Below are 17,400 nucleotides of genomic sequence, written 5' to 3'. Positions count from 1 at the left end.
CACCCGGCTTTAAAGATAAATAACCCCGGCCCGCCGCGCCCTCGCTGCCCTGCCGCTACCTTTGCGACTCCTCCTTGCTTGTGCCGTGCGCCGCTCTTTTGCCTTCAAAATTACCCTGCTGACCCTGGCCTGGCTGCTGCTGGCCATTGCTTGCCAGCAGGTGCCCGTCCGGGTTTTCTGGCCCGTCATGTTTGGGGCGCTCACTACGCCGGTGGCGCTGGCGGCCACGGCCCTGCTGGCCCTCTACTGGCTGCGCCGCAACTGGCGGGTGGCCCTGCTGCCCGTCATTGCGCTGGCCCTCACCTGGCCGCAGGTGCAGCGCGGGCTGGCGCTGCACGCTCCGCGTAATGAGGAATCAGGAACCGAAGGACGGCGCAAGCCAATGAAGCAGCAGGGATTGGGAGCCGACGGACGGCGCAAGCCAGGGCAGAGCAGGAAATTGGATGATATAAAAATTCCTCCTTCCTCCTTCTTCATTCCTCATCCTCACGAAGTGAGCCTGCTCTCGGCCAACGTTCGCATCTTCAACGTGTATGCCCAGCTGCGCGATTCCAAAAACACCTCTTCCATCGGCTTCATCCGCTGGCTGGCCGAGAGCCCGGCCGACGTGCTCTGCCTGCAGGAATACTACAACGAGCCGGGCGGCTCGAAGGAAGACGGGGCCGTGTTTCGGTCCGAGCGGGCCCTGGGCCGGGCCAGCGGCCGCCACTCCTTCGTGTCCACCACGCTCACCAATGCCATTGGGGCCGAGTTCGGGATGGCCATTTTCTCGCGCTTCGTCATCGTGCGGCGCGGGGTGATTCCCTTCGGCAAGCTCTCGCAAAACCACGCCATGTGGGCCGACCTGGCCCGCCCCGCCGCCCGCACCGGCCGGGGCCGCCCCGATACCATTCGGGTGTTCAACCTGCACCTGCAAAGCATGGCCATGGCCGATGCCGACATTGCCACCGCCACCGCCAGCCGCGCCGGCCTCCGCCAAAAAGCGCCCAACCTGCTGCGCCGCTTCCGCAACGGGGCCGTGGCCCGGGGCACGCAGGTCGATACCCTGGTGGCCCATATCGTCCGCTCGCCCTACCCCGTGCTGCTGGCCGGCGACCTCAACGACCTACCCTATTCCTACACCTACGACCAGCTGGCCGACCACCTCCAGAACGCCTGGGCCACCGTGGGCCTCGGCCCGGGCTTCACCTACAACGGCCGCCTGCCCGGCCTGCGCATCGACCAGCTGTTTGCCGGCCCGCAGTGGCAGGTGCGCGGCTGCCAGGTACATCGCGAAATGAAGTGGAGCGACCATTTCCCGGTCGAGGGGCTTTATCAGTTAACAGTTAACAGTGAGCAGTGAACAGTTGGGAACTTGCTGGCTAGTAGTTTTGGCTATGGATAGGCCAAAGCATGAAGATGGACCGCTGCTGCAAAAGTCTTTTGCCTTCGCGGTGCAGATGATGAAGTTCCATCGGTACCTGCAAACCAGCGAGCGGGAATTTATTGTTTCCAAGCAGATGGTTCGCAGCGCCACATCGATAGGTGCGAATGCAGAGGAAGCTACCGGCGCTATCTCAATGGCTGATTTTACCAGCAAGATTTCCATCGCCTACAAGGAGGCCCGCGAGACAAGCTATTGGCTTCGGTTATTGCAGGCCGCTGGGTACATCGAAGAAAAATTGTTTCTGTCTTTACACGACGACTGCCAGCAACTTTGCCGTATTCTTTATTCCATCCTGCGGTCAAGCGGCCGCGCATAATTTCAGTTAACAGTTATCAGTGAGCAGTTATCAGTGCTGTTCTACTCGCCTTCGGCAACTGTTAACTGCTCACTGATAACTGTTAACTGATTTTTATGCTTTCGCTTTACAATACCCTCTCCCGCCGAAAAGAAGAATTCCAGCCCGTGCACCCGCCCCAGGTGGGCGTGTACCTGTGCGGCCCTACCGTGTATAGCGAGGCGCATTTGGGCAATGCCCGGGGGCCGGTGGTGTTCGATGCGCTCACGCGCTACCTGCGCCACCTGGGCTACCAGGTGCGCTACGTGCGCAACGTGACCGACGTGGGCCACCTCGAAAGCGACGCCGACACCGGCGAGGACAAGATGGAAAAAGCCGCCCGCGCAGCCCGTATCGAGCCCATGCAGGTGGCCCAGCACTTCGTGAACCGCTACCGCCAGCACATGCTGGCCCTGGGCTGCCTGCCCCCCGATATCGAGCCCCAGGCCAGCGGCCACATCATCGAGCAGATTCAGGTAATTGCCGAAATCATCGCCAACGGCCTGGCTTATGAAGCCAACGGCTCGGTGTATTTCGATGTGCCCAAATACAACGAACAGCACGATAAAGAGGGGCGCTACGGCAAGCTCTCGAACCGCAGCATTGAGGACCAGCTGGCCGGCACCCGCGCCAACCTCGAAGGCCAGAGCGAGAAGCGCAGCCCGCTGGATTTTGCGCTCTGGAAGCAGGCTTCGCCCGAGCACATCATGCGCTGGCCTTCGCCCTGGGGCGCTGCCCCCGGCGAGGGCTTCCCCGGCTGGCACCTCGAGTGCTCGGCCATGAGCCGCAAGTACCTCGGCGACCTCTCCGACATCCACGGCGGCGGCCTGGACCTGATGTTTCCGCACCACGAGTGCGAAATCGCGCAGAGCCAGGCCAGCCACTCGCACACCGACGAGGCGCGAATCTGGATGCACAACAACATGATAACCGTGAACGGCACCAAGATGAGCAAGAGCCTGGGCAACTTCGTGCTGCTCGGCGATATGTTCAAGGGCCCCACCGGGCCGCTGGCTTTCGGCTACTCGCCCATGGTGGTGCGCTTTTTCCTGCTGCAGGCCCACTACCGCTCGCCCGTAGATGTGAGCGACGATGCCCTGCAAGCCGCCCGCAAAGGCTATCGCAAGCTGATGAACGGCCTGCGGTTGCTCGATAAATTAGTGGTTAGTGGTGAACGGTTAATGGTGAACGAGGATAACCCCCAACCACTAACCACTAACCATTCATCACTAACCGCTGAAGCAACGCAGCTGCTGGCCCTCGCCGCCAAGCCCGCCGAATTTCTCAACGACGACCTGAACACGCCCCGCGCCCTGGCCGCCCTGTTCGACCTGCTCAAGCGCTTCAACACCCTGGCCGCTACGCCCGCCGCCCTGGCCGAAGTTGGGGCCGAAGCCGTGGCGCAGGCCGCCGCCACCTACCGCACCTTCGTGCAGGACATCTTAGGCCTGCACGACGAGCCCCGCGCCAACGCCGAGCAGCTGCTGAACCTCACGCTGGGCTTCTACTCCGAAGCCAAAGCCGACAAAGCCTACGACAAGGTTGATGTTATCCGGGCCGCCCTCAAAAGCCAGGGCATCGTGATAAAAGACACCAAGGCCGGCGTGGAGTGGGCCTACAGCGAGGAATAGAGGCGGGTATGAATAGGGTTTTTCGTCTGTCATCCTGAGCGCAGCGAAGGACCTTATCACGTTAGCGCTTTATTGAATTAGTAATCAAAATGCCTCCTGACGCGATAAGGTCCTTCGCAAGCTCAGGATGACAGAATAAAATATGCGTCTTCGCTCCTTTCGCCTTCCCCTCGCCGCGCTCGCCGGCCTCCTGCTCCTCACCGGCTGCCCCGATAAAAAGCCCGCCGAAACCGCCGACGGCGGCACGCCGGCCGCGCTGGTCCTGCCCAGGGCCCCGGTTTTCAACGCTGATTCGGCCTATGCCTTCACGGCGAAGCAGGTGGCGTTTGGGCCGCGCGTGCCCAACTCCAAAGCCCACGTTGCCACCGGCGACTGGCTCGTGGCCAAACTCAAAAGCTACGGCCTGAAGGTGATGGAGCAGCCCTTCGAGGCCATGACGTTTGACGGCACCAACATCCGGGCCCGCAACATCATCGCGCAGTATCAGCCCACGGCGGCCCGCCGGGTCGCCATCTTCGGCCACTGGGACACCCGGCCGTTTGCCGATAACGACAAGGTGAAGAAAAACGCCCCCATGGATGGCGCTTCCGACGGGGCCAGCGCCGTGGCCGTGGCCCTGGAAATGGCCCGCGTGCTCAGCCTACAGCCCGATAGCCTGGCCCCCAACGTGGGCGTCGACTTCATCTTCTTCGATGCCGAAGACTGGGGCCACGATGATACCACGCAGGCCGACCTTAAGAATCAGCTCGACGGCAGCGGCACCGATTCCTGGTGCCTGGGCTCGCAGTATTGGGCCAAAAACCTGCTGCCCGCCAACTACAAGGCCGAGTACGGGGTGCTGCTCGACATGGTAGGAGCCAAGGGCGGCAGCTTCACCCGCGAAGAAACCTCGCGCACCAACGCCCGCGCCGCCCTCGATAAAATCTGGAACGTGGCTACCCAGCTCGGCTACTCCGATTTCTTCCGCTACGAAGACACGGCCGGCATCACCGACGACCATGTGTACACCAACCGGGCTGGCATCCCGACCATCGACATCTACGACCATCCCCGCTACGGCACCGACTACTTCCCGGCCTACCACCACGCCACCACCGATAACATGAGCATCATCGACCGCAAAACGCTGAAGGCCGTGGGCCAGACCATGGTGCAGGCGCTGTACGTGGACTAAAACAGCCGGGCCCCCGCCTCATCCACGGTCAGGTGCGCCAGCTGGCCCACCACCAGCGCCACGTTCTCCGCCTCGTGCCCGATGGGGAAGCCGTAGCCCACCGGAAAATTATAGAGCCGGGCGTAGGAATCGATGATTTCCAGGGCGGCGCTGCCGAAGGGAATGGTGTTGTCGCGCATGGCCGAGAAGTGGCCCACCACCAGCCCGGCCAGGCCGGCCAGCTGCCCGCTGCGGTGCAAGTGCAGCATCATGCGGTCGAGGTGGTAGAGGTATTCGTCGAGGTCTTCCAGGAATAAAATCCGACCCGCGAAGCTGGCCTGCGAGGCCGTGGCCGTGACGGTATGCAGCAAGCTCAGGTTGCCGCCCACCAGCTCGCCGGTGGCCGTGCCGGGCCGGTTGAGCGGGTGCGTGGGCACGATGACGGGCAGAGCGGCTTCGCCAAACAGGGCGCGGCGCAGGCTCTCCAGCGCCATTTCGCCGCCGGTCTGGTGGAAAAGCACCGGCATCACGCCGTGAATGCTGGCGTGGCCCAGGGCCAGCAGGTGGGTGTTGAGCACGGTGATATCGGAGAAGCCGGCCACCCACTTGGGATGAGCATTGAAGCGGGTAAAATCGAGCCCGTCCACGATGCGGGCGGTGCCGTAGCCGCCCCGGGCGCAGAGAATGGCCCGAATACTGGGGTCGTCGAGCTGCTGCTGGAAGTCGCGGCGGCGCAGGGTGTCGTCGCCCGCGAACTGGTGGTGGTCGCCGGCAATGCTGTCGCCCAGCACTACCTCCAGGCCCCAGGCGGTGAGGATTTCGATGGCGGGGGCCAGCTCGGCGGCGCTGATTTTGCGGGCGGGACTGACCAGGGCCACGCGCTGGCCGGCTTGCAGGGCGGGCGGAAATTGAATCGACATAAACGGAACCGACAAAAAGGGACTGCAAATAACGCAACCGCAACTTTGGGTGCCCCGGCTCGGGAATCTGGCCTCCGGGTTCTGCGTCAATCAGAAAGCCGGCGGCCGGGTCGCAGCCCGTCGTTTCCGCTAATCTCGCTACACCAGCGCCGCCACATGGGTTGCGGGAACGGGTACACCCGCCAGCCGCACCGCGCCCGTGCGGGCCACAAACACGCTATTGGCCCGCAGTTCTTTGCGCCAGGCCCATAGCTGCTGAAGCGTCACCGGGCCAGTGGCATAAGCCCCTTCGGCATCGGTGCGTAGCGCTTCGGCTGGCATCTCCAGCCAGGTCAGCACTTCGCGCAGCACCCCAGCGTCGGCATGGCGCACGTAGGTATTCAGCTCCAGCCCCTCGGTTAGTTGGATTTCAGGGGGCGTGGCTCGCTTCGCGTAGGCGTAGCGGAAGCCGCGCCGCAGGGCCAGCACATCGGTCAGCACCGCCGAGCCGGTGGGATGCCCGCCCGCGCCGCGCCCGCGCAGAAACTGCGGGCCCGCGTACCGGGCCTCGATAAGTACACCGTTGAATTCGTGCTCCACGGTGAAAAGCGGCGACTCGGGCCCCAGCAGCTGCGGCATCACCAGCGCTGTCACCCGGCCATTGGGCAGGCGGTAGAGGCCGGCTACTACTTTGATTTTCTGGCCCTGCGCGGCAGCATGCGCGATATCGGCCGCCCTGATATGCTCGATGCCCAGATTCAGGACCTCCTCGGGATTCAGGAAAACCCCGTAGGCGTGGGCTGCCAGAATCACGGCCTTCGAGCGCGGGTCGAATGCCCCCATGTCCAGCGCCGGGTCGGTTTCGGCGAAGCCCTGGGCCTGGGCTTCGGCCAGCGCCGGGCCATAGTCGGTGCCGGCCTCGCTCATGCGCGTGAGCACGTAGTTGGACGAGCCGTTGAAGATGCCAAGTACCGCGTGCAACGGCTCGTGGCTGAAGTAGCTGTCCAGGGTGCGAACGATGGGAATGCTGCCGCACACCGCCGCCTCATACAGCAGCGTGCCGCCGAACTCCTGCTGCAAACTCACCAGCTCCGGCAAGTGCCGGGCCAGCATGGCCTTGTTGGCCGTGACCACCCGGCGGCCCAGGCGCAGGGCCGCGCTCACCAGCCGAAAGGCCTCGGCCGGGTCGTCAATCACCTCCACCAGCAGGTCCAGCGTGGGGTCGTTCACCAGCGCCTCGGCGTGGTAGCTAAACTGCTCGGGAGCCAGCGTTCGGGCTTTGGCCGGGTGCTTCACGGCAATGCGCGTGATGGCCAGACCCAGGGCGGGCTGCTGTTGAATGATGTCGTAAAAGCCCTGCCCCACGCAGCCAAAGCCAATCAGGCCGATGCGCAGGGGCGGTTGTTGCTTATCCATAGAATGGAGAGTTCTCAAAGGTCAGAAAAGAAGTAGGGTGCGGGGCAAGCCCCGCACCCTACCCGCTAATGCACGAACGTGGGCGCGTAGAACAACTCCAGGAAGTGCGTAATGGCGGCCGTTTCCAGCAAAAAGCCGTCGTGCCCAAACCGCGATTCCAGCTCCGCGTACATGGCTCCCGGAATGTGCGCCGCCAGCTCGCGCTGCTCGCTCAGCGGGAATAGCACGTCGGACGTGATGCCCAGCACCAGCGTGCGCGCCCCGATGCGGGCCAGCGCCGCCGGCACCCCGCCCCGCCCCCGGCCCAGGTGGTGCGAATCCATGCTGCGGCTCAATGAAACGTAGCTGTAAGCATCGAACCGGGCCACCAGCTTTTCGCCCTGATAGCGCTGGTAGCGGCTGGCGCGGTGCTCGCGCAGCAGCGCATCGTCGTTGTCGGGGTCGGTTTGGGTTTCGGCGTAGGCCGGGTAGCTGCGGTAGCTGAGCAGGGCAATGGCGCGGGCGGCCCGCAGGCCATCGTCGCCGCCGCCGGGCTGCCCGGCAGCGTAGGTCGGGTCGGCCTCGATGGCCAGCCGCTGGGCCTCGTTGAAGGCAATGCCCCAGGCCGAATGCCGCGCATTGGTGGCGATGACGACCAGATGGTCGAACAAATCGGGCCGCAGCACGGCCCACTCCAGCGCCTGCTGCCCGCCCAGCGAGCCGCCAATCAGCGTGTTGATATCCGTGAGGCCCAGGTCCTGGCGCAACGCCTCGTGCGCCGCCACCAAATCGCGGATGGTCAGCAGCGGGAAGTGCCCGAAACGGGCCTGGCCGGTGGCCGGGTCAGCATCCAGCGGCCCCGTGCTGCCGTAGCACGAGCCCAGCACATTGGCGCACACGATGAACCACTCGGCCGGGTCGTAGTAGCAGCCCGGCCCCACCAGGCCCGGCCACCAGGCCAGCACGTCGGCGTTGGCCGTGAGGGCGTGGCACACCCACACCACGTTGTCGCGGTCTTCGTTGAGCTGGCCCCAGGTCTGGTAGGCTACGTGGGCTCCATGCAGCACTTCGCCGCTTTCCAGAGTCAGGTCGGGGAGATGAAAAAGGTGGTTTTCCATAATTATTCTGGTGTGGTTTCTCGCGGAGGTCCGCAGCGGTTTCCGCGAGAAATTTATCTACACCTCCAGCGGTTGGGTGTGCTGCAACTCGGGCTCGCCTACTTCCTCGCCCTCCGTGGGCAGGCTGGCCGTGTTGCCGATGGCATCAAACGCTGCCTGCAAATCAGCCGTGATATCCTCAAAGTGCTCGATGCCGACCGATAGCCGCAGCGACGTGGGCGTGACGCCCGCCGCCAGCTGCTCCTGCTCACTCATCTGCTGGTGCGTGGTGGCCGAGGGCTGGATGATGAGCGTCTTGGCATCGCCCACGTTGGCCAGGTGGCTGATGAGCTTCAGGCTGTCAATGAATTGCGTGGCCGTTTCCTTCGTGCCCTTCACCCGGAAGCTGAGCACGCCGCCGAAGCCGCGCTTGAGGTAGCGCTGGGCAATGGCGTGGTAGGGGCTGCTGGCCAGGCCGGGGTAGTTCACGCTTTCTACCTGCGGGTGCTGCTCCAGCCAGGTCGCCACTTTCAGGGCATTTTCCACGGTGCGCTCCACGCGCAGGCTCAGGGTTTCGAGGCCGATGAGCAGCTGCCAGGAGTTGAACGGGCTGATGGCCGGCCCAAAGTCGCGCAGCCCCTCTACCCGCGCCCGAATGATGAAGGCGATGTTGCCAAACGGCCCGTTCTTGCCGAATACATCACTGAACACCAGGCCGTGGTAGCCCTCGCTGGGCTCGGAGAACTGCGGAAATTTGCCGTTGCCGAAGTCGTAGGTGCCGCCGTCCACAATCACGCCGCCCACGCTGGTGCCGTGCCCGCCAATCCACTTCGTGGCCGACTCGACCACGATGTGCGCGCCGTGCTCCAGGGGCCGGAACAGGTAGCCGCCCGCGCCAAACGTGTTGTCCACAATCAGCGGCAAATCGTGCTTGTTGGCAATGGCCGCGATGGCCTCAAAATCGGGAATGCTGAAGCTGGGGTTGCCGATGGTTTCGAGGTAAATGGCTTTGGTTTTCTCGTCAATCAGCGGCTCAAAGCTGGCCGGATTATCGCCATCCGCGAAGCGCGCCTCGATGCCCAGGCGCTTGAAGGCCACCTTGAACTGATTGTAGGTGCCGCCATAGAGGTAGGCCGTGCTCACGAAATTGTCGCCGGCCTGCAGAATGTTGTTCAGGGCAATGAACTGAGCCGCCTGCCCCGAACTCGTGGCCAGTGCCGCCACGCCGCCTTCCAGCGCCGCCACGCGCTGTTCAAACACGTCGGTGGTGGGGTTCATCAGGCGGGTGTAGATGTTGCCGAATTCCTTCAGCGCAAACAGGTTGGCACCGTGTTCGGCGCTCTTGAAGACGTAGCTGGTGGTTTGGAACAGCGGCACGGCGCGGGCCCCGGTGGTGGGGTCGGGCTGCTGGCCGGCGTGGAGCTGAAGGGTTTCGAAATGTTGGGCTGGAGTGGACATGATGCGGGGTTATTTAACGTTTGTGAAAAATCAGAAATACAAATTAAAAGGCGCTGATTAGCTGAATAAGGCCGATTCTAAGCGCGGCAACTCCCCGAAACGCCCGTGCTGAACGGCTGGCCCGAGCCCACCGCCAAGCCCGAAAAAGAGCATGCGGCAGACCCACGGGGCCACCAAAAAAATCCAGAAGAAAGGGGAGGGGTTCTAAGCCGGAATCAGCTTAGCAACAACACGGGCAGCAACAACACATTCGCATTCGCATTCGCGCCGGGCGCAATGCCACGCTGCGGCCGTCTGGGGCCGAAACAAAAAAGCCCGAGACCACGGCGCGCAAAGCAGCCGGAGTAGTCGGGGCAAAAGGAGCAGAATGAGGGGAAGTTTCCATGGCACTCGAATCATCTGTCCCATCGTGGCCGAAGCTGCGAGTGGGTAGGAATTGGCACCTTTCGTTTTGCGAAGGTTGCCAGCGGGTCAGGGAGCCTAGTCTCTCGCCGCTTCTGTATAAAACTTGAAAACTGCTCACCGTTAGCGAGGAGTACCGGGTTGGTGGCCCAAATGTACGGCAGAAATTTTTCCGTGGGCAAATGTTGCCCGCAAAAAAAGAAGACCGTCATGCTTCGCTACGCGCTGCATGACGGTTTTTTAAAAGCCAAACCCGAACCCATCAGACGCAAAAAAGCCACCCTGAAACAGAGTGGCTTTTCTCACCTTTTTTCTGCAAAAAAGTACCTAGAGACTAGGTAGGGTCAACACCTGGCCCACTTCAATGTGGTCAGGGTTGTTGCCGATGAGGGCCTTATTGGCCTCGTATATCTGATGCCACTTGGCGGCGTCGCCGTAGTGGTGTTTGGCTATTTTTGAGAGGGAATCCCCGCTGACTACGGTATACGAGTCACCGGCAGTTTCCGGTTTGGCATTGCCGAAAAAATCGGTACCGCCGGCCGCAGGCTTGGCCGCGGGCTCTACGGGCTTTTGCTCGCCTTTGTCGCTAAGAAAATCTAAGAGTCCCATGGGTTGGCTGCTGATTAAATGAGGGATGAATGCGGCCGGAAACGCCTTTGGCAGTCCGACCGGGTGCTATACGGACAAGTACAGGCCGGGTTTCGTTCTAAACTCTTTCGCGTGTGGGCCGTAAGCCGACGAGTTCGCACTCCGCGCGCCGTCGTTCCATTTTCCTCATCATTACTCCTTGTGCTTATGAAACTCCAGTCCCTTTTCTCGTTCCGTTACTTGGCCAGCCTCTTGGTGCTTGTGTCGCTTTTTGCCGCTTCGTGCAGCAACGACAAAGGCAAAGTGGAGGGCGTGAACATTCTGTACGGCACCGATAGCAAGGTGTGGAAAACGCATAAAGAAACCGACACCACCGGCGACAAAGTGAAGCAGACCGACGCCCAGAAGGACGAGGAGCTGCGCATTTTTGCAAACGGCACCTACAACATGACCGGGGCCAACGGGGCAGTAGCGGGCAAATACACTTTCGACCAGGCCGGCAAAACCATTACCATGACCCCCGACGGTGGCACCACCAGCAACACCTTCGCCGTGGAGACCCTCACCGACGACAAGCTCACGCTCAAGTCGGCCGACGGCGCGGCCCTGATGCTCGAAGCCGAGTAAGCATCCGCGCTCAGGCAGTAGTAAAGCCCCTAACCCTTGTGGTTAGGGGCTTTTTTTGTGGTTGCGAGAGCCGGTTCGTTGAGCGGGCTTGCGGCCGGCCGCTTGGCAAACACCCGCGCCACCCAGCGGGGCAGAAATACGCTGCCCAGCACCAGATACAGGTAGTACGTAACCACCCGGTACAGCAGCACCATGAAGCTGGTGAGCGTGGCCGTGCCGATGAACTTGCCGAAAAACGTGGGAAACGCGCCCTCCACGATGCCCGCGCCGCCGGGCGTGATGGCCAGCAGCAGCAGCACTTTGTAGGTGAGGTTGCGGGCGAAGATGAACAGGAACGTGTCCGTATCCATCGGCACGAAGGCGGCGATGAGGCAGCCGATGACCAGGTAGCGGGCCGTCCAGACGAAGAACGTGCTGAGGCCGGCGCGCCACCAGTAGCCGGCCGGGTTGCCGCGCAGCTGCACCGAGGCCAGCATCATTTCGTGGCCGTGCTTGTAGGCCGCGCGTTGCCAGCGCCGCAGCAGCCGCCACGAAAACAGCCGCACCAGCAGCCGCCGCACCGACCGGGGATTGACAAAAATGGCGTACAGCATGAGCCCGGCGTAGGCCGAAACGAAGATGTAGCTAAGCACGAAGGCCACCCGCAGCGTGGCAATAAAGCCGCCCTGCAAGGCCTCATGCGGGTAGAGGCCGGCCCCCGCAATACTTACCACCAGTGGCACCATGATGACGTAGTACAGGTTGTCCATCAGGGCCGTAACCATGACGTAGGCCATGGATTTGCCCAGTGTGATACCCTCCTTATTGAGAATAAACGAGGCCACCGCCGTGCCGCCCACCGCCGAGGGCAGCACGCAGGAGGCAAACTCCCAAATCATAATCACGTCGAGGCTCTGGCGGTAGCTGAGCTCGCGCTCGGCAATGTGCCGGATGCGGTAGATGTAGCCCAGGTCGCGGGCCAGCAGCACCCCCAGCGTGATGAGCAGCCACTCCCAGCTGGCCTGGGCCAGGGGGGCCAGGCCACCCGGCTTATAGCTGCGCCAGAACATGAAGCCTACCACGCTCAGCCCGATGACGACGGGTAGAATGAGCCGCGAGGGCTGCAGCCGCTGCAAAAAATGCGCGTCGTCTTCGGCCAGGGGCGGGAGCAGCTTCTCGGACATTGCGGGGGAGGGGGCGGGCGGACAAAAATAAGAGCTCGGAAGGAGGACAGGCAAAAGTAGGCCGGCCGGGGTGCGGATGCAGACGAAACCGAAGCACCAGCCGGCGCTCAGCCAAAATTGATGGCCCAGCCGGTTCGATAAAGCAAGTATTCGGCCGAAGCAGGCAGCGTCGAAATAAACATGAATAGTGGTTTAAACCGCTGATTTACTCACGAGCCGTTCACAACGAAGCCAGACAAACTTAAAAGTCTGATTAAATACGTGTAATATCTTAAAAATCAATGCATAATACGTAATATTGCCGATTGTTCAGGGTCTTGTTTTGATAATAATCAGTTTGCCTTAGCGCAGCGGAGCCGTCACCTTTACTCGCCGCTTCGTCCGGCTCCTCACTACGTCGTTATGGCCCCGAATTTCTTTGAGCTTATCCGCGCTACGTTGCAACGGCTTTTTGAAGAGCCGTTGGTGGTATGGCCGGGTGGCCCGGCGGGCCGCCGCGCCTTCACCGGGGCGGCTATTCTGAGCCGGACGCAGGCAGTGCGGGAGGCGCTGAGTCCCATGGCCGCCGGCACGCCGGTGCTGCTGGCCTTGCCCGTGGGCATGGATTTGGTGTGTGCCCTGCTGGCCGTGCAGGCGCGGGGAGCCGTGCCCATGCTGCCGCCGGCCGGCGCTTCGCCCTGGCAGCTGTGGTGGCTGCTGCGCCGCGGCGGCATCCGCACGATTATCGTGCAGCGGCCGGGGCGGGGCGTGCGGCTGCTGGCGCGAATGCTGGGCCTGCGCCTCGTGGATGTGAATACCGTGACGGAACCGGCCGAGCCAACGGAACCGGCCGTCCCAGTGGTCGCCGGGCAGGCGGCGCTGGTGTCGCACAGCTCGGGCTCGACGGGAGCCCCCAAGGCCATCCGGCGCGGCCACGGGGTGCTGCGGGCGCAGCATGAAGCCATAAAAGAAGTTTTTCCGCCGTGGGCGGGGCAGCGCGATTTTCCGCTGTTTCCCAACCTGCTGCTGCACAACCTGGCGGCGGGGGTGCTGAGCATCATGCCCGATGTGCCGTGGGCTGGCGGCCCGCCGGAGCCGGCCCGGCTGGTGGCCCAGCTGGTGCGCGAGCAGGTGCAGACGCTGACCGGCAACGTGCATTATTTCAGCGCCCTGCTGAAGTATCTGCGGCAGCACCCGGTGGCGCTGCCGGCGGTGGTCGGCATTGGCGTGGGCGGCTCGCCGGTGCCGGAGGGGCTGGTGCAGGAGCTGCGGGCCTGCTTTCCGGGGGCAGCCGTGCATGTCATCTACGGGTCGTCGGAAGCGGAGCCCATTGCCGTGCGGCGGGTGGGCGCGGTGCCCGCCGACCCGTGCGCCGGCTACTACGTGGGAGGGTTTCATCCGGCGCTGGAGTGGCAGCTGCGCCCGCTGGGTCGGCTGCGGGGCGGGCAGGCCGTGGGCGAGGTGCTGGTACGGGGCGCGCACGTAGCCAGCCCCCAGCCGGGCGAGTGGCTGCCCACCGGCGACTACGGCTATGTGGCAGACGGACAGCTGTTTCTAACGGGACGAAAAGGCAACGAACGCCTGCACCAGGGCGTGCAGCACTATCAGATTGAGCATGTGCTGAGCCAGCTGCCGGGCGTGGAGCGGGTGGCCGCGCGGGCCGGGGCCGCCGGGTTCACGGTGTTTGTGCAGGGGCCGGCCTGCCCGCGGGCCATTGCCCAGGTGCTGGCCCGCGACTTCCCGCCCGGCTTGTGCGGGGCCGTGCAGTTTCGGCCGCGCCTGCCCGTCGATGCCCGGCATCATTCCAAAATCCGCTACGACCGACTCCGCTAATCCGGCAGCAGTTGAAAAATTAGTTAAAAGTTAAAAGTTTAGAGTTAAAAAATTGATAATCAAGGATTTTAACTCTCAACTTTTAACTCAAAAAACCTCCGTCAATTATGAACTCTGAATTCGCCAACCTCGCCCTCGACCAGGTACGCTACTCTTTGGTGTGGGAAGACAGCCGGACGCTGCACGCGGCCCTGGCCATCGGCCCGGCCGACCACGTGCTGGTCGTGACCTCAGCCGGCTGCAACGTGCTGAATGCCTTGCTGGCCGGCCCGCGCCAGGTCACGGCCATCGACCTGAACCCCGTGCAAAATGCCCTGCTGCGCCTCAAGTGCTACCTCATCGCGCACTACGAGCCGGAAGTGCTGCGGGCGCTGATGGGTTTCGACGGTCCCGCGCCGGTGGCGCGGGCCTGGGGGCAAGTGGCGGCCAGCCTACCGGTTGAGCTGCGGGCTTTTTGGGAGCCTTTTTTCGCGGCGCACCCGGCGGGCCTGCTCCCGGCGGGCCGGCTGGAGGGCTACGTCACGGGTTTCCTGCCGACGCTGCCGGCCGATTTGCAGGCGAAACTGCGGCAGCTGCTGGCCTTTGAAAGCGTGACGGCCCAGCGCGATTTTTTCGCGGCGGAGCTTGATGGGCCGGTCTTCCGGGCAGCGTTCGTGGCCTATTTCGACGCGGCCAACCTGAGCAAGGGGCGCGACCCGGCGCTGTTCCGGTACGCGCCGGAGTCGGGCGGGGCTACGTTCTACGGCCGCCTGCGGCAGCTCATCGCCACGAAGCTGGTGCGCGACAACTTCTTCTTCCGCTTCTTCTTTTTCGGCCCCCAGGGCCTGCCCGAAACCCTGCTGCCGGCCTGCTACCAGCGCCGCAACCACGGCCGCCTGCGCCAGCTGCTGCCCCGCCTCCGCATCACCACCGGCGAGGCCGTGGCTTACCTGAGCACCGCGCCCGGCCGCACCGTCACGAAGGCCAGCCTTTCCAACATCTTCGAATACGCCAGTCCGGCCGAGTTTGAGCGGGTGTGCGCGGGCCTGCAAGTCAGCGCCGGCCGGCCCCTGCGCCTCCTCTACTGGAACCTGCTGCAGGACCAGCACCACCCCGCCGGCCCGGCGGGCGAGGCGCTGCCGGCCGCCGCGCAAGCCCGGCTGGCCCACGAAGACGGCTGCTTCTTTTTTCGCAACGTGCGGGTGCTGAGCGCCCGCACGGCGCTGGCCCGCGTGCCGGCGCTGCTTGCCGCACCGGTTTCCAATCAATTTATTTCCAACTCGATATGATGACCACGGCTGATTTCCTGCGTCCCATTTTTCTGGAAGAAATGATGCGCGCCCACGCCCCGGCCCGCCAGATTCGCGTGCTGGCCGTGGCCCCACTGGCCCTCGACAGCTCGGCCAGCATCCTCACGGCGCTCACGGCGGGGCAGACTGATGCGGCCATCGGCCACTTCGGCTTGGCCGTGACGCTGGAAGCCGACGGCCGCCGCCAAACCCAGCGCCTGGTGCTGAAGGTGAAGCCGCCCGGCCGCGAGATTTCGGCCATGCTCGCCAGCCTCGCCCAGGCCTGCGGCGAGCCGCTGGCCACGGTGTACCCGCAGTTTGCGGCCCGCACGGGCTTTCACCACACCCACCGCCGCGAGCTGGCCGCCTACCAATTGCCCATCGCCGGCCTCATGCCCACCATTTGGGGCGTGTATGCCGACGATGCCCGGCAAGCCTACTGCGTGCTGATGGAGTACCTCGACGATGTGACCCTGCTGAACTCGGTGATGGCTCCGGAGGCGTGGACCGACGCGCACATTAGGGCGGCGCTCACGCAGCTGGCCGCCTGGCACGCCGCCCACCTCACGCCCTCGCCCCCGCATGGCTTCGACGACCAGCCTTCGCTGGCCCACATGCGGCAGCTCGCGCCCCTCTGGGAAGCCCTGCTGGCCAACGCCGCCGCCCATTTTCCGGACTTGTATACGGCCGCCCGGCAGCGTACCCTGCGCACGGCCATCGCCCAAATTCCGGCTTACTGGGCGGTGTTGGAGACGATGCCCAGAACCCTCATCCACAACGACCTCAACCCGCGCAATACCTGCTTCAAAACCAGCCCCGACGGCCTGCGCCTGTGCGCCTACGACTGGGAGCTGGCCACCTGGCACGTACCGCAGTACGACGTAGTGGAGCTGCTCAGCTTCGTGCTCGGACCCGACCGGTACGGCCTCCGGCTGGGCTACCTGGAGCACTACCGGCAGGTGCTGCACGGCCTCACCGGCCACTACGCCGATGCCGCCGCCTTCCGGGCCGGAGCCGGCTATGCCGCGCTGGATTTCGGCCTGCACCGCCTCGGCATGTACCTCATGGCGCACTCGGTAAGCCCCTATCCCTTCCTGCCAAGGGTGGTGGACAGCTACTTCGACACCCTGGCGCAGCTGCGGCCGCTGGAGCTGCCGGGCGCACTGCCGGAGCCGCGCCGGGCCAGTGAAATCGTTCGGGAAAAATGCCAGCCGGAAGCGCTGATTGTATCATGAATATCAAGAACTTATGGGCGTATTTGCGCGAGCGGTTTCCGGTGGTGAACATGGCGCTGTTTGCCATTTTGTTCGCCACGGTGTTCGTGGTGGCGGGCCGGGTAGCGGGCGGGCCGGGGGCATTTCCATCGGCATTGGGCTGGGCCGAAATCGGGGGCATGGCGGCCACCATCTCCTTCTTTTTCCGGCTGCGCGTGTTCGATGAAATCAAGGATTTCGCCTCCGATGCGGTGCTGCATCCGGAGCGGGTGCTGCAATCGGGCCGGGTTCGCTTGGGCCAGTTGCGGTTGCTGGCCTGGGCGGGCGCGGGGCTGGAGCTGGCGTGGTCGGCGCACCGGGGCGGCCCGGTGGTGCTGGGCTGGGGCCTGCTATTCGGCTACAGCCTGCTGATGCGCTACGAGTTTGGCGCCCCGGCCTGGCTGCGGGCGCGGCTGCTGCTGTACGCTGGCACGCATATGCTCATCATGCCGCTGGTGATTGGCTGGCTGTGGCTGGCGTATGCCCCGGCGGCGCAGTTCGGGCCGGGCGGTGGCGGGCTGCTGGCCCTGCTGAGCCTGCTGGGCGGCTTCGCGTTCGAGCTGGCCCGCAAAATCCGCACGCCAGCCGCCGAGCGGGCCGGGGTCGATTCTTATTCCCGCACACTGGGCTACGGCGGGGCGGTGGCGGCGGTGCTGGTGGTGGTGCTGGCCAGCGCCGGTGCCCAGGCCCAACTGCTGGCCCGGCTGGGCGCGGGCGGGGAAGCGTTTGGCCTGCTGGCCGCGCTGCTGCTGGCCACGGTGGCCGCCTACGGCGTGGCGCTGTGGCGGCCCCGCGAAAAGCTGGTGCGGGCAGCCGAAAAGCTGGTGTCGCTGGCGCTGCTGGGAAGCTATGTAGCCGTGATTGTAAGTGCGATTCGACCGACCATCTAGCCCC

General features: G+C 63.9%; 15 protein-coding genes and 1 riboswitch. Of the genes, 9 read left to right on the top strand and 6 right to left on the bottom strand.

All coding sequences use genetic code 11. From position 1 onward, the window contains the following. Window positions 1–85: 85 nt before the first annotated feature. From ABD819_RS00160 to ABD819_RS00145, 4 genes are all read left to right on the top strand, one after another. Window positions 86–1,342 carry an endonuclease/exonuclease/phosphatase family protein gene (locus ABD819_RS00160; protein ID WP_345119725.1) on the top strand — a complete coding sequence of 419 codons (1,257 nt, stop codon included), beginning with the start codon at window positions 86–88 and terminating at the stop codon, window positions 1,340–1,342. Between the two features lie 34 nt (window positions 1,343–1,376). Further along, window positions 1,377–1,742: a four helix bundle protein gene (locus ABD819_RS00155; RefSeq protein WP_345119724.1), complete on the top strand. Its 366-nt coding sequence runs from the start codon at window positions 1,377–1,379 to the stop codon at window positions 1,740–1,742. Window positions 1,743–1,837: 95 nt separating this feature from the next. Continuing rightward, window positions 1,838–3,391, top strand: coding sequence for a cysteine--tRNA ligase (cysS, locus tag ABD819_RS00150; protein ID WP_345119722.1), 1,554 nt, complete (start codon window positions 1,838–1,840; stop codon window positions 3,389–3,391). Between the two features lie 142 nt (window positions 3,392–3,533). Continuing rightward, a complete protein-coding gene (locus ABD819_RS00145) occupies window positions 3,534–4,565 on the top strand; it encodes a M28 family peptidase (RefSeq protein WP_345119721.1) in 1,032 nt (343 codons plus the stop codon). Here the strand turns inward: ABD819_RS00145 and ABD819_RS00140 are convergent. The 5 genes from ABD819_RS00140 to ABD819_RS00120 form a co-directional block, all read right to left on the bottom strand. Then, window positions 4,562–5,464, bottom strand: a complete 903-nt coding sequence (locus ABD819_RS00140) for a S66 peptidase family protein (protein WP_345119720.1) — start codon at window positions 5,462–5,464, stop codon at window positions 4,562–4,564. The genes ABD819_RS00145 and ABD819_RS00140 overlap by 4 nt on opposite strands. Before the next feature lie 138 nt (window positions 5,465–5,602). Continuing rightward, complete coding sequence (locus ABD819_RS00135; RefSeq protein WP_345119719.1) at window positions 5,603–6,859, bottom strand: homoserine dehydrogenase; 1,257 nt, start codon at window positions 6,857–6,859, stop codon at window positions 5,603–5,605. Between the two features lie 65 nt (window positions 6,860–6,924). Further along, complete coding sequence (locus ABD819_RS00130; RefSeq protein WP_345119718.1) at window positions 6,925–7,956, bottom strand: homoserine O-acetyltransferase family protein; 1,032 nt, start codon at window positions 7,954–7,956, stop codon at window positions 6,925–6,927. 57 nt (window positions 7,957–8,013) lie between these two features. Continuing rightward, window positions 8,014–9,393, bottom strand: coding sequence for an O-acetylhomoserine aminocarboxypropyltransferase/cysteine synthase family protein (locus ABD819_RS00125; protein WP_345119717.1), 1,380 nt, complete (start codon window positions 9,391–9,393; stop codon window positions 8,014–8,016). 392 nt (window positions 9,394–9,785) lie between these two features. Next, window positions 9,786–9,901: riboswitch (SAM riboswitch) on the bottom strand. A 221-nt stretch (window positions 9,902–10,122) separates the two neighbouring features. After that, window positions 10,123–10,404: a LysM peptidoglycan-binding domain-containing protein gene (locus tag ABD819_RS00120; RefSeq protein ID WP_345119716.1), complete on the bottom strand. Its 282-nt coding sequence runs from the start codon at window positions 10,402–10,404 to the stop codon at window positions 10,123–10,125. Window positions 10,405–10,590: 186 nt separating this feature from the next. Between ABD819_RS00120 and ABD819_RS00115 the strand changes: the two genes are divergently transcribed. Continuing rightward, on the top strand, window positions 10,591–11,010 hold the full coding sequence (locus ABD819_RS00115) for a hypothetical protein (protein ID WP_345119715.1): 420 nt from the start codon (window positions 10,591–10,593) through the stop codon (window positions 11,008–11,010). Between the two features lie 29 nt (window positions 11,011–11,039). Here the strand turns inward: ABD819_RS00115 and ABD819_RS00110 are convergent, their stop codons facing one another. Continuing rightward, entirely contained in the window at window positions 11,040–12,173 is a 1,134-nt protein-coding gene (locus ABD819_RS00110; protein ID WP_345119714.1) for a lysylphosphatidylglycerol synthase transmembrane domain-containing protein, read from the bottom strand. Between the two features lie 402 nt (window positions 12,174–12,575). Here ABD819_RS00110 and ABD819_RS00105 point away from each other — a divergent pair, with 402 nt between their 5' ends. The 4 genes from ABD819_RS00105 (at window position 12,576) to ABD819_RS00090 (ending at window position 17,396) form a co-directional block, all read left to right on the top strand. Beyond that, a complete protein-coding gene (locus tag ABD819_RS00105; RefSeq protein ID WP_345119713.1) occupies window positions 12,576–13,985 on the top strand; it encodes an AMP-binding protein in 1,410 nt (469 codons plus the stop codon). 107 nt (window positions 13,986–14,092) lie between these two features. After that, the gene (locus ABD819_RS00100) at window positions 14,093–15,253 is read left to right on the top strand and encodes a DUF3419 family protein (RefSeq protein WP_345119712.1); all 1,161 of its coding nucleotides are present in this window, start codon (window positions 14,093–14,095) and stop codon (window positions 15,251–15,253) included. Next, the gene (locus ABD819_RS00095) at window positions 15,250–16,488 is read left to right on the top strand and encodes an aminoglycoside phosphotransferase family protein (RefSeq protein WP_345119711.1); all 1,239 of its coding nucleotides are present in this window, start codon (window positions 15,250–15,252) and stop codon (window positions 16,486–16,488) included. Before ABD819_RS00100 ends, ABD819_RS00095 begins: the two co-directional genes overlap by 4 nt. Continuing rightward, on the top strand, window positions 16,485–17,396 hold the full coding sequence (locus ABD819_RS00090; protein WP_345119710.1) for a UbiA prenyltransferase family protein: 912 nt from the start codon (window positions 16,485–16,487) through the stop codon (window positions 17,394–17,396). The genes ABD819_RS00095 and ABD819_RS00090 overlap by 4 nt, the downstream gene beginning before the upstream one ends. Window positions 17,397–17,400: the final 4 nt, after the last annotated feature.

Origin of the sequence: Hymenobacter antarcticus, assembly GCF_039539545.1 — a bacterium.
Classification (GTDB): Bacteria; Bacteroidota; Bacteroidia; order Cytophagales; family Hymenobacteraceae; genus Hymenobacter; species Hymenobacter antarcticus.
The sequence above is the reverse complement of the archived record's forward strand: the minus strand, read 5'-3'. Positions and strand labels throughout refer to the sequence as shown.

What these genes read in the sequence shown, in the direction of transcription:
- ABD819_RS00130 (WP_345119718.1), bottom strand. Translation starts at nt 7,956, where the DNA reads ATGGAAAACCACCTTTTTCATCTCCCCGACCTGACTCTGGAAAGCGGC.
- ABD819_RS00125 (WP_345119717.1), bottom strand. Translation starts at nt 9,393, where the DNA reads ATGTCCACTCCAGCCCAACATTTCGAAACCCTTCAGCTCCACGCCGGC.
- ABD819_RS00100 (WP_345119712.1), top strand. Translation starts at nt 14,093, where the DNA reads ATGAACTCTGAATTCGCCAACCTCGCCCTCGACCAGGTACGCTACTCT.
- ABD819_RS00095 (WP_345119711.1), top strand. Translation starts at nt 15,250, where the DNA reads ATGATGACCACGGCTGATTTCCTGCGTCCCATTTTTCTGGAAGAAATG.
- ABD819_RS00155 (WP_345119724.1), top strand. Translation starts at nt 1,377, where the DNA reads ATGGATAGGCCAAAGCATGAAGATGGACCGCTGCTGCAAAAGTCTTTT.
- ABD819_RS00105 (WP_345119713.1), top strand. Translation starts at nt 12,576, where the DNA reads ATGGCCCCGAATTTCTTTGAGCTTATCCGCGCTACGTTGCAACGGCTT.
- ABD819_RS00110 (WP_345119714.1), bottom strand. Translation starts at nt 12,173, where the DNA reads ATGTCCGAGAAGCTGCTCCCGCCCCTGGCCGAAGACGACGCGCATTTT.
- ABD819_RS00135 (WP_345119719.1), bottom strand. Translation starts at nt 6,859, where the DNA reads ATGGATAAGCAACAACCGCCCCTGCGCATCGGCCTGATTGGCTTTGGC.
- ABD819_RS00120 (WP_345119716.1), bottom strand. Translation starts at nt 10,404, where the DNA reads ATGGGACTCTTAGATTTTCTTAGCGACAAAGGCGAGCAAAAGCCCGTA.
- ABD819_RS00115 (WP_345119715.1), top strand. Translation starts at nt 10,591, where the DNA reads ATGAAACTCCAGTCCCTTTTCTCGTTCCGTTACTTGGCCAGCCTCTTG.
- ABD819_RS00090 (WP_345119710.1), top strand. Translation starts at nt 16,485, where the DNA reads ATGAATATCAAGAACTTATGGGCGTATTTGCGCGAGCGGTTTCCGGTG.
- ABD819_RS00145 (WP_345119721.1), top strand. Translation starts at nt 3,534, where the DNA reads ATGCGTCTTCGCTCCTTTCGCCTTCCCCTCGCCGCGCTCGCCGGCCTC.
- ABD819_RS00140 (WP_345119720.1), bottom strand. Translation starts at nt 5,464, where the DNA reads ATGTCGATTCAATTTCCGCCCGCCCTGCAAGCCGGCCAGCGCGTGGCC.
- cysS (WP_345119722.1), top strand. Translation starts at nt 1,838, where the DNA reads ATGCTTTCGCTTTACAATACCCTCTCCCGCCGAAAAGAAGAATTCCAG.